The 12,396-nt window shown below is 48.2% G+C and carries 5 protein-coding genes; all 5 read left to right on the forward strand.

What is annotated here, in order from left to right; all coding sequences use genetic code 11:
* The first annotated feature begins 79 nt into the window (after positions 1–79).
* The 5 genes from IEY39_RS01330 to IEY39_RS01350 all read left to right on the forward strand — a co-directional run bounded on the left by IEY39_RS01330 (position 80) and on the right by IEY39_RS01350 (position 12,152).
* Positions 80–1,531, forward strand: coding sequence for a hypothetical protein (locus IEY39_RS01330; protein WP_188927746.1), 1,452 nt, complete (start codon positions 80–82; stop codon positions 1,529–1,531).
* Positions 1,532–1,555: 24 nt separating this feature from the next.
* A complete protein-coding gene (locus IEY39_RS01335; protein ID WP_188927748.1) occupies positions 1,556–5,143 on the forward strand; it encodes a hypothetical protein in 3,588 nt (1,195 codons plus the stop codon).
* A 33-nt stretch (positions 5,144–5,176) separates the two neighbouring features.
* Positions 5,177–10,648, forward strand: coding sequence for a DUF6443 domain-containing protein (locus IEY39_RS01340; protein ID WP_188927750.1), 5,472 nt, complete (start codon positions 5,177–5,179; stop codon positions 10,646–10,648).
* Between the two features lie 3 nt (positions 10,649–10,651).
* Positions 10,652–11,785: a hypothetical protein gene (locus IEY39_RS01345; RefSeq protein WP_188927752.1), complete on the forward strand. Its 1,134-nt coding sequence runs from the start codon at positions 10,652–10,654 to the stop codon at positions 11,783–11,785.
* 118 nt (positions 11,786–11,903) lie between these two features.
* Entirely contained in the window at positions 11,904–12,152 is a 249-nt protein-coding gene (locus tag IEY39_RS01350; RefSeq protein ID WP_188927754.1) for a hypothetical protein, read from the forward strand.
* Positions 12,153–12,396 lie beyond the last annotated feature (244 nt).

The raw sequence follows: 12,396 nt of genomic DNA on the forward strand, positions 1-12,396 counted from the left end.
GTGGATCACTGTTTTGCAGAGGGTATTACCGGTAGCCATCGGTGTGATGGGTATTGCCATTATCCTGAAATAAAATACAATGAAAAGAGTTTTACTTCTCATCCCTTTCTTGCTTTCTCTTTATCTCCACCTGGCGGCACAATCAGCACCCTCAACCGATTCCATCGGCAGAATATTGGCGCAATTCCAGGGCGGGAAATACCTGGACAGGGTGGATGCCCAGGTCTCGGCGCTCAACGGCCGGCTGACGGGCGAATCACAAAAATATCTCCGCAATATCGCTGCCGAAGAAGGCAGGCTGAAGACGCAGTTGGGAAAAACGGATCAGGCGGCTGCGAGCTCCTTGTTTGGCGATGTGGAAGCCAGGTATGGTCAGCTGCAGTCAGCTCTTGCAAAGGGCACGTCTATTGGCATCCCGGGGGCTGGGCCAGGAAGTCATCTGCCTTCGCTGGACTCGTTGAAGAATACGTTGCTTTTTCTGCAGGCGAACAAAGATCGATTGTCCGGGACTCAGGCTCAGCGGCTTACCGGTACTATCGCCAATGTGCAAGCGCTGGAGGGTAAGATACAGGTCGTCGACAACCTTAAGAACTGGCTGGGGCAGCGAAAGGCCTTCTTAAGCCAGCAGCTGGGCAAATATGGGATGGCCGGTCAGCTGGGCAATATGAATAAAAGCGTCTATTATTATAAGCAGCAGGTCAATGACTGGAAAGAGTCACTGAACGACCCGTCGAAGATGCAGCAGAAGGCTGTGGCGGTGTTGTCCCGGCTGCCTGCATACAAAAGTTTCCTCAGCCAGCATTCTTATCTGAGCCAACTTTTCGGCCAGCCGGAAAGCTATAATCTCACCGACAGCAGTATGAAGGGATTACAGACCAGGGCTGTCGTACAGAAGATGATCCAGGAGAAGGTGTCGGTTGGCGGGCCTGGTGCACAGCAGCAGGTGGAACAGCAGATGCAGCAGGCGGTGGGTGTGGTGAGCCAGCTGAAGACAAAGCTATCCCAGGGTGGGGGGGATGGTACCGACCCTGCGAATCCGGGTTTTACTCCCAATAGTCAAAAGACGAAATCTTTGTGGAAACGGCTGGAATATGGCGCCAACCTGCAATTCGAGCCGGCGACCACCTTATTGCCGACGCTTTGCGACGTGGCGCTTTCGCTTGGTTATAGGCTGAACGACCGGGCCACCGTCGGGGTGGGTGCAGCGTTTAAAGCGGGATTGGGCAATGGCCTTCAACATATTCAATTCTCCGGGCAGGGCCTGGGGCTTCGCAGCTATATCGACTGGAAGATAAAGAAGAACCTTTATCTCAGCGGCGGGTATGAAGAGAACTACCTGTCGGCTTTCCGGTCGCTGGCCCAACTGCGAAGTGTGTCCGGCTGGCAGAAGAGCGGACTGGTGGGGCTGAGCCGTCAGTACCAGATCTCGAAAAAGGTGAAGGGCAAGGCACAGCTGCTTTGTGATATTCTCAGTTTCAACCAGACCCCGAAGGCGCAGCCGATCGTTTTCCGGGTGGGGTATTCGTTCTAATCAACCAATGCTAACATGTCCGATATGAAAAAGGCTATTTGCTTAGGTTTATGTTTTCCCCTTGTTTTTTTTAGTGTAGAGGCGCAAGTGAATCCGCAGAATGGGGCGGCGGAGATCAATATACCATTGTATAGCTATAAGGATGCAGCCAACCGTTTGGAGTTAGACGCCAGTCTGGTGTATGTAGATGGCAATGGGTTGAAGGTATCTGAAATGGCATCCGCAGTGGGCACGGGCTGGGCCCTGAATTGTGGCGGGCTCATCCAGCGGATACAGCATGGGGAGCCGGATGACCAGAAGATGAATAACCCTCCCCCCTTTGTGCTGCCGCCCCCGGCCGATCAAAACATAGAAAATCCTCAATATGCATCCTCTTACTACCCGGATGGATATCTGTATACCACCTATTCCCCTTCAGATATGATCAACAACCAGGGGGCCTATAGTCCATACGAGGTGAATTTTTCGTCCGGTGTACATGGGTATAAAGAGCCGCCTGAAATCCTGGCCGATAGGGATCAGGATGTTTTTCAATTCTCCTTTAATGGCCGGACAGGTCAATTTGTTATTGGTAAGAATATGCAGGTAGTGACGTTGAACGACTCAAAGTTGCAGATCAGTTTTCAGACAACCGACATGAGCGCCAGTAACATTCGCACAAGGATCTCCCAGTTTACGATAACGGACGAGTCGGGTATCCAATATGTGTTTAAGGACATGGAACTCGGTTATGTCTCTTCTTATACCGATTTTCGGCAAACGCCAACAGATAATGCAGATATTGGAAGTTTACTACAATTAGGTTTTTCGATGACTGGAGCCCAGGGATCAAACAACGGTGGTTGGGTTAATTTTCTATTAGGTACCGCCAACGGGCAACTTGTCGGCAATAAATGGTATCTGTCCCAGATCATCAATCCGTTGACGGGGAAACAGATCACCCTGAATTATGATACGTATGAAGAAGACAAGAATACGGATAAGATGATAAGTTCGGGTACGGTGTCGGGTGGGGGTCTGGGCAATGCCATGGTGGTATGGAACCGCTATAAAGTTCGAGGCAAACGGCTTTCCAGTGTGATCCTGTCCAATAACGAAAGGCTGGACTTTTCCTATCCCACGCCCAGGATCGATCTCCCGAATCAGAGTGCGCTGAGTCAATTGACAGTGAGCTATAAAGGTAATACTGTTTACAGCTGGAATTTCGGCTATGGCTATATGGTTGGTATCGATGGAGCGATACAAAGCCCAACCTATCCGTATACCACTCAGGAAAAGCAATGGAGCCGCCTTTGCCTGCTGACCTTGCAAAAAACGGGGCAGAATAATATCAGTGAATCTCCGTACAAGTTTGCCTATAATATGGGTGGGGACAACAATACCTATATCGATGTTATTCCACCGATGTTCAGTATCTATCAGGATCATTATGGGTATTACAATGCGGGCCAGTTTATAACCAATGCTTCGCAGGATACGTATGGGTCTATCTATTCCATTTCCAGCCTGAATACCTGGATCAGGAATGGGTTGGGGGTATATAAGAATGTACAATCAACAATAGCCAAGAATGGCGTTATTAAATCAGTAACCTACCCTATGGGGGGTGTTTTGACATATAGCTATGAGAACAATGTTGGGGCGAGCGGAATTCTTGGAGGCGTCAGGGTTAATTCCACTACGAATTATGATGGTATCTCGCACAATAACGATATCATCAAGCAATATAAATATTTGAATGCTGACGAGAAAACCTCGTCGGGGTGGGGTAATGAATCTTTCACCTATAGTACCCCTGGAAGTGTAACAGCTTTTGGGTGTGCTCCAAAGCAAACCCCCGCCGGAATTATTAAAGAAGTGGCGGCCAGTTACGTTGAAAAAAGCATCGGCGGGATTGGATTATCGCAGAATCCTGTATCAATGGGTGCAGCAGTCGGTCTGGAGATGCTGGCGGAATATTTACCTGGTGTGGCCGAGGCGGTTGAGATAGCTTATGCCATATATGAGCTTTTGGGCGGCACATCGAATCCGCCAACGACTACCACCTCCTTTACCAATTATCAGAGTCTCAGCACGAATATCAACAACCGGCTTCCCTGGGGGTATGCCCGGACGGAAGAGATAAGCATCCTGGGAAGCGGGAACATAGGGGAAATTGTGTACGAATACACGAGTCCCGCCGACCATGCATTTGAAGTTGGCTCGGTGTCGGTGGCGTATTCCAACATACCGCGATATGCCTACTGGGTATATGGGTTGCCAAAAACAGTGACGGTATACGATCAGTCGATGACCCATCTGGTGAAACAGACCGTCAATCATTATCAACCTCCTGTTGTCAATCAGCTTACTGACCCCAATTTTATGTCCACTTCCTGGTCGACTACCGGCAGTGAATATGGTTGTACCATACGTGTGCCAGAAACGTCATCATCCTTTATCCAACAAGAGCCAAGGCCTTATTATCCCTATTACGGACATATGGTGCTTCTAAGCACGGATGAAACGGTCTATAACAGTGCCCAACCTCAACAATCGACGACGACGACTACGAATTTCGAGTACGATGCCAATTACCAGCTGAAGCACAAATACACCAACAACTCCAAGGGAGAGAAGGTGGAGACCTTTTATTACCATCCTTATGATTATCCACAGGCAACCGGGGGTATCGCGACTATGAATCTCAGCGCTTCGAACATCCTTTCGCCGGTGATCTCTACCGAGACTTATATCAATAAAAGCGATGGCAACCAGTATATGATCGGGGCCTCTGCGACGGATTATAGGCCTACTTTCAATGGAGATATAAAACCAGCCTTTACGTATACGTTTCAAAACCCCTTGCCTGTGGTAAGTACTGCGTTACAGCCTTTCAATACGGCAAGTGTCCTGCGGGACCCGAATTATTACCAGCAGGTGTCCATGTTCGGCTATGACAATTTTGGGAATGTTGCACAGACGATCACCGGAAGCAACAGAATACAGAGCAGCATATTTGACTATCTCGGACAGCTACAAGTTGCCGAAGTTGACAATGCGTCCTATAATGATATCTGGTATACTTCCTTTGAAGCAGATGGGGGAAAGCCTGGATCAAGCATGAATACGGCGGCTATCGTCTCATCAGACGCCCGCACGGGAAATCAATGCTTCAATCTCAGCCATCCTTCGAATGCAGGTGCTAATGGCTATTTCAGTTTTGCCGGACTCAACAATACTCTGAATTATATTGTGTCTTTCTGGTCGAAGAACGGCTCGGCCTGCGTCACCGGCAGCCAGAATGGAACAGCGATCTTCAACAGCTGCCAGGGAAGCAGCGGCTGGAAACAGGGAGAAACGGCGAATGGTTGGACCTATTATGAAGTTCAGGTGAACAATGTGGATAAGATCAGCGCGTCCGGGACGGGGTTGATCGATGAGTTCAGGATCTATCCGGTGGGTGCGAAAATGAGAACCACTACCTATGCCCCGCTTATCGGGAAGACCTCGGAATGCGGTGTCGATGGGAAAGTCACCTATTATCAATATGATAATATGAACCGATTGAGGTATGTGAAAGACGACCAGGGGAATATTATCAGGATGTACGATTATAATTATAAACAATAAGTCAAGACCCATCAGATCAATTAATTTATGGTCATGAAATACTTATCCAATATAAGCCTGTTGGCAAAAGTGATGGTGATGGTGTCAATAATATCGGCCACCAGGATCAGCGAGGTTAAAGGGCAATTCAGTGCGACAATATCCGGGCCGTTAGGGTCTACCTGCTCAAATCAGCCCCTTACGTTTACATGTTCTGTCAGTGGTGCCACCGATGTTACCTACCAATGGCTGAAACAAGATCAGGTTCCCATAAATGGAGGCACTCAGAGCACTTTAACTACAACTGCTTTAAGCGCAGGCGACGTAGTGCAGTGTTATGTCACCAGTAGTTCCCTGGGATCGGTCTATTCCAATCAGATCACCGTGCCAGCCTTAACTCAGCCGCAGGTATTCAATGTCTATATCTCAACCAATTTAACAGTGTGTTCGGGGGCGTCGCTAACTTTGACGGCCAGTACGAATTTTCCGACCGGCGCCCCCTTTGTGTGGCAGCAAACTACTACCGGCACTCAGGTGCAAGGCAATTCGTTTACAGTTCCGGCGACAAGTCTTTCCGACCTGCAGTCCATCACGGTGCAGGCAACCGCGGCATCGAGCGCCTGTGTGCAGAGCCCTACTGCAACGGCTAATACAAGTAACATTCCATTTAATATTGAGCCGCTGACGTACCCTTCTGTTTCCCTGAGTCAAAGCGTGACGCCGGTAGTCATAGGCAGTACCGTCACTTTTACTGCCACACCCGGCGGGTATGGTAGCGGCACACCTGTCTATACCTGGCAGTTAAATGGGACTACGGTGCCGAATGTGTCCGGGAATTCTTTTAGCCCCACCATCTCAACAGGCGCCGAAATACAGTCGATATCCGTATCCATGAACCCGACCTATACCTGTCCGCAGAATGCGGCAGTGGCCACGACTTCGTTCCAGGTAGTGTCATCGGACTGGGAAAACCAGAACTATATCCGGGTACAGGACATCCTGGTTGCCGGCATCTCAGATTTTATCACGATAGATCACCTGCCGATTGGACAAAAACGGGAAAGGACCACCTATCTTGATGGGCTCGGCCGGCCGATCCAGAAGCTGGACAAATCCGGGAGCCTGGTTGGAGGGACATCCACTGACCTGGTAGTGCCCGTCGCATATGATGCTGCAGGACGGAACGTGCAGCATTACCTGCCCTACACGACAACGGATAATCCGGGGATGTTCAAATCTTCTAACGTGCTAACGGAGCAAGCTACATTCGTAACCACGAAATTTGGCGAGCCCTCCGGCGCCCCCACTTATTCCCAGACGATCTATGAAAATAATCCTCTTGAAAGAATTACGAGATCATTAGCGCCTGGTTCAAGCTGGGGCGGCAATAATATTGGAACCAGCTATAGCTATGATTTCAATTCAGCACCGGAGATGGTCCATATCTGGACCCTGGCTTATTCGGCGACGGCCATTCCAGTGAGCTCGCCGACGGCTGTCTATGGCGCCGGCACCTTGTTTAAAAACACCACAACGGATGAAAAAGGTAACCAGGTGATCACTTATATAGACTATTCAGGGGATACGATCCTGAAAAAGGTGCAGCTGGCTGATGCCAGCAGTCTCTCCACCCAGCACGCCGGCTGGGCCTGCACCTATTACGTATATGACGACTTCAACCAGTTGAGGTATGTCATTACACCCAAATTGGTCGATTACCTGGACAACAATAGCTGGGCGCTTACCCAGCAGTTGGTGAATGATCTTTGTTTTGTATATGCTTATGATGGAAAGGGTAGATTGATATCGCGCAAACAGCCCGGTATCGGCGAGACGGATGTGGTATACGACCAGCGGGACCGGCCTATTTTTACACAAGATGCTCTTGGTCAGACCAATAATCAATGGAAAGTCCTCTTATACGATGCATTGGACCGGGTAACGACCAGCGGGGTATTGCAGGCCAGCTTTACACCTGCTGCTTTGCAGAGCAGCGTGAATGCCAGCACGGGTAACATAATCATTAATGAAGATGCTGGCACGAGCGCCAACCTCCTCGTCACCGGACAACAGAATGGTGCATCACAGTACGTTGCCGCCAACAGTATCATTTTTCAAAATTTTAAAAGCGATGCCAATGGTACATTCATTGCCTATATCAATCCTAACCTGGGACCGATCGTTCCTGAAGCAGTCGCCATTGCCGATAATCCTGTTCCTGCCAATACTTCGATAATATTGCTTGCCCAGACCTTTTACGATGACTATAGCCAGGGCACGAAGAGCTATACGACGGCTGATAATTCCCTTTTCGACCCTTCCACCAACCAACAGGCGCTTCCCTTGCCTTCCCAGTATGATCCGCATACCAGGGGAAGGATCACCGTGTCAAAGGTAAAGGTCATTACGAACCCTGCCGACCTGACCCAGGGCAACTGGCTGGAAACGGATAACTTTTATGATAATCAGGGACGTGTTGTGCAGACACAGAACGATAATTCCTTGGGAGGAACGGATATTGTTACCAACCGGTTTGATTTTGCTGGCAAATCATGGGGCAGCTGCGTCAAACACATGGCCGGCAGTTCGACACAATTCACGATTGTCAGCCGGAATGCTTACGATAATCTGGGAAGATTGACAGACCTGGCCAAAAATTTCAACAGCACCTTCTTCAAAGACCTGGCTTCGTACACGTATGATGAATATGGGAAGATGACCTCAAAAACATTGGCGCCAGGTTATACCGGATCGGGGAAAAATGCCATGGAAACCCTGAATTATAGCTATAACATCCAGGGCTGGCTCACCGGAATTAATAACGCCTACGCGCTGGACCAGAATACTTATGATCAATGGAATGATTTCTTTGGCTTATATGTCGGCTATGACAACAGAGATAACCAGTTCACTGCCGCCAAATATGACGGGAGCATTACGGGAGTTATCTGGAAATCGCAAGGCGATAATTCCATGCGTAGATATGACTATACGTATGACAATATGGGCAGGCTGACGGGGGCGACGTTCCTGCAACGGCAAGCGCCCGCCAACAGCTGGGACAACAGCGTGGTTGATCTGTCTGAGTCGATCTCGTATATAGATAAGAATGGGAATAATGACAAGAACGGGAATATTCAATCCATGGTGCGCAAGGGCCTAGTGCCAGGTGTTAACATTCCCGTAACGGTCGATAATCTGGCATACACCTATGGGACACCGAGTGACCAGAACAGCAACCAGCTTGCCCGGGTGGATGAAACCGCCAACTTTGCGGGGAACGGGAAATTATATGATTTCGCGGACGGCTCTAATGGACAGGGACCGACACCCGACTATAGCTATGATGCCAATGGCAACCTGACACAGGATCAGAATAAAGGCATCACGGATGTAGCGGGTATCAAGTATAATTATTTGAACAAACCGTATTCCGTGACGATTGCGGGAAAGACCCTCATTAGCTATACTTATGATGCCAACGGTGAGAAACTCAGCAAAACGGTGACTGACCTGACCGTTACACCAAATGTGGTTACTACGACTACCTATGATGATGAATTCGTTTACCAGAATAATGTGTTGCAGTTCGTGCTGCATGATGAAGGAAGGCTGAAGATCATTACCCCTGTCAATTCTGCGCAGCAACAGCTCAACGCGGGTACAACCGGCGCGAACAATGTACTTTCGGGCAAGCAGGGGGTCTTCGAATATTTTATCAAAGATCAACTGAGCAATGTCCGGCTGGTGCTGACGGAACAAAGCCAAACGGAGTTCTATATCGCCACAATGGAAACCTCCAGTTCGGCGGACCCCAATCTGGGTACGGATGAAGCCAAGCTCTTTGGTAAAGTAGACCCTACTACGGGTAATCCAACCCCCGACAACGAGGTGAACCTGACGAGGACGCTGACGACCCAGACCCCATGGACAGGAAATAGTACGGCCAATGTATGTCATCTTAGTGCGGCGCCAGGCTACCAGACCATTGGCCCCAATATGCTTCTGAAGGTATCAGCGGGGGATGTGATCAATACCAGCGTCAGCTATTTCTACTTCACCAACAGCCCGGCGGGGCCGACCTATACGGGCAGCGATGCCGTAACGGCATTAATAGGAGCCTTGTTGGGCGGGAATATGGCAGCTGTAGCGGAGGCAAACAGCGGGGCGATCAGTACCAATCTGGGTGCGGCATCCAGTAATTTCAGTTCCTTTATCAATAAGTATTATACGAATAATAGTGGTTCGGCGCCGAAAGCATTCCTGACCGTGTTATTCTTTGACGAGCAGTTCAACTTTATTCCCCAGGACAACAATGCGCCGAATGTAGGGACCAACCTGGCACAGGTGAACAGTGCCAACAACCAGAGTGCCTCTCCATTGATATTGGGGCAAAAGGCCCCGAAGAATGGCTATGTCTACATTTATCTCAGCAATGAGAGCAACCAGGACGTATATTTCGACAACCTGTCCGTATCACAGGTGCATGGCAATATCGAAGAAGAGAACCATTACTATGCCTATGGCGAGAAGATAGGCGGGCTCTCGACCACCGCTTTCGGGGGAATGGCCACCAAATACCGCTTCGAGGGGGACTACAGCGAAGAGGAGGAGAATACGCTATGGGATGAGTTCGAACTCCGCAATTACGATCCGCAGATCGGGCGGTGGACGGGAGTGGACCCTTACGATCAGTTTGCAAACCCATATGTGGGGATGGGGAGTGATCCTGTGAACAACATCGATCCGGACGGCGGGGATTTGCCCCAGCTTGGTGTTACATGGGGTGGAATTATCGGCGGCTCGCTTGGGACGTTGGCAGGAGCAAGCCTGTATCTTGTGGCTAAGAACAATAAATGGAACGGATTTTGGTCGGTCGTGGCCGGAGCCGGGGGGGCATTGGTGGGGTCGGGCTTAGGGTATGCGACTGGAGAATACCTCTTCCCCGGGGTAAGTTATGAAGGTAGCTGGGGAAACAACTTTGTAGCCTTCTACAAGGGTCTATTTGGTGATGTTTCAGGGAACACGTATTCGGGACCATCCAGAGGTCAGATGGGTGATCCTCATGACAATGCTGCAGTAATACCTAGTATCTGGGGTGGACTTTCAAAGATCACACTGCCTAACCTTTTTTCATTCCTTAAGATCAACGATGACGTATTTAGAGTAGGGGAGGAGGTCCTTCTCGATGTTACATTTGTAGCCGACCAATCACAAATCGACTTTAAACAAACAGACAAAAATCAATTGGATAAAACTATAAATAAAGTAATAAGGTCACTTAGGAAGGACAAACATGCAGAGCTGTCATTGAGCGGGGGGACAGATTTTAAGGATAATATCGATACAGACCTGAAGGACAGATCTACACCACATTCTTTTAGAGATTTGGTCCGTGAGAGGGTACAGGCCATACAGGATTACATCAAGAACTTTACAAAAAACAAAAAGATTTTAAGGCGGATTTATGACAATGGGAAAATTATTCGAACAGCCCCTAAAGTAATGGGAAAAATTGTAAATTGATGAATGAAGTTGGCTTTTGTCCTGGCTTTATTACTAAGTACACATGTTGATGCGCAGATAGGTTCATTCGATTTCTATGGCGATAAGTTTGAGTTGCCGGTATTGTCAACAGGAGAGAAGGATTCCTTGCTGGAATTTAAAGGTGTGCCGGCCCGAATAAAAACCTACATCACTGAAAGCAGAGCAATTGCCGAATTGGATGATTGGGGACTGGTATATTTTATTGATGCATTTGTTGATGCACAGTTCATAAACGCCAAGGACTCGGATAAGGTGAAGATCGTTAATATGCTCCTTACTGAACTTAGTATAAATAATGCTATAGGAAAAATATCGAAGGGGCTGTTGCTGTCCTTAGTTAGTATTGATAACAAATCAAGGCCAATTAATGATGCGCGCTATTTCGAAAAAGATGGATATAAGTATATGCCTGTAAAGCGACAGAGTAAGGTCACTAAGCTAAGGGACATAGAAATGTATTGCCGGGCAGAATATAAAGATATTCAGCTTGATTATGTGAAAACGCCCAATATCCGGAATGTAAACGCATCACGTAAGGAGCTTTCATTTTTTAATTATTGCTCTGGAAAGAAAGACTCCGTTGAATTCGACTTTTCGAAATCATATAATAGGTACTATAATGACCTGCCCAGGATAATCCCGGATCATCATTATTATATGGCGCCAGTAAGCCCCATTTTCCAAAATTCCTTTTTTTCAATGCTAGATGGTAAATTAGGACAGTGTCGGTATAGGCTCGATTCCATTAACTTTCTGATAAAATTTGTGCAGAGTGGTATTCAATTTGAGGAAGATAAGGTAGTCTATGGAAAAGAGGACTGGTGCTCTTTTCCCGAAAATACGTTTGCTCTTGGTAAAGGGGATTGTGAGGATAAGTGTGAAGCCTTTGCATTTTTGGTAAATCACTATTTCAAAAACACCGGAATTGTTTTTCTATTTTATACAAATCATGTTCGGATTGGATTACGTGACCCCAATTTATCGCTGACCGGAAAACCGTACCAGAAGTTAGAGGGGCAAACATATTTCGAAGTTGAATTGCAGGGCAACGATACCGTACTAGCAGACGATTCTTTTGCTCTTTTCCCTAGTACCCCCCTTTTCATAACGAATTAGGTATCTCAATTCCGCCAGACCTAGAGGGTGCATCCCAAATCGTATCCTTATCGGGAGGTGGCAGGAGGTGTGCCGAGGAATTGGCCCGGGTTTGGCGGGATATCCCTAAAAGGCATTTATGGAATGTCTGAAAATCGAACCGATGAGGATAGAGGGAGTCGAAGGGCCGGTGGAGTTTGTGTGCAAGGAAGAGGATCACGGGGATCTGGTCGTCTATGATATCTATCGTCAGGATCACTACCTGATGACACTTGCCAGGGACGGCAGCATCCTGTTCATGAACTTCGAAGCGGACGCCAACGATAAGCAACTCTTCAAGCTATCCCATCTGAACGACTTCATAGAGAAGATACAAAGGGTATTTTAAGGAGGAATCGCTCCCCAATGTAGAATTTCCCTCCCGGGAAGGGGGGATTTATTTCCCCAGTCTCATCAAAGTAACCCGAATTTTTAGGTCGTTAAGCCGCCGGATGGTCTCCTCATCGGGCTGGGTAGGGGGCGGAATACCACCGGGCAACCCCAGCCGAAGCAAGACCCCGGCGGGGTATTTTTTTTATAACAATATGCTAACCAAAAAACAGGCAGCGATATTGGAAAATTATTATTCTTAT

It is taken from the genome of Puia dinghuensis, from assembly GCF_014642875.1.
Lineage (GTDB): Bacteria > Bacteroidota > Bacteroidia > Chitinophagales > Chitinophagaceae > Puia > Puia dinghuensis.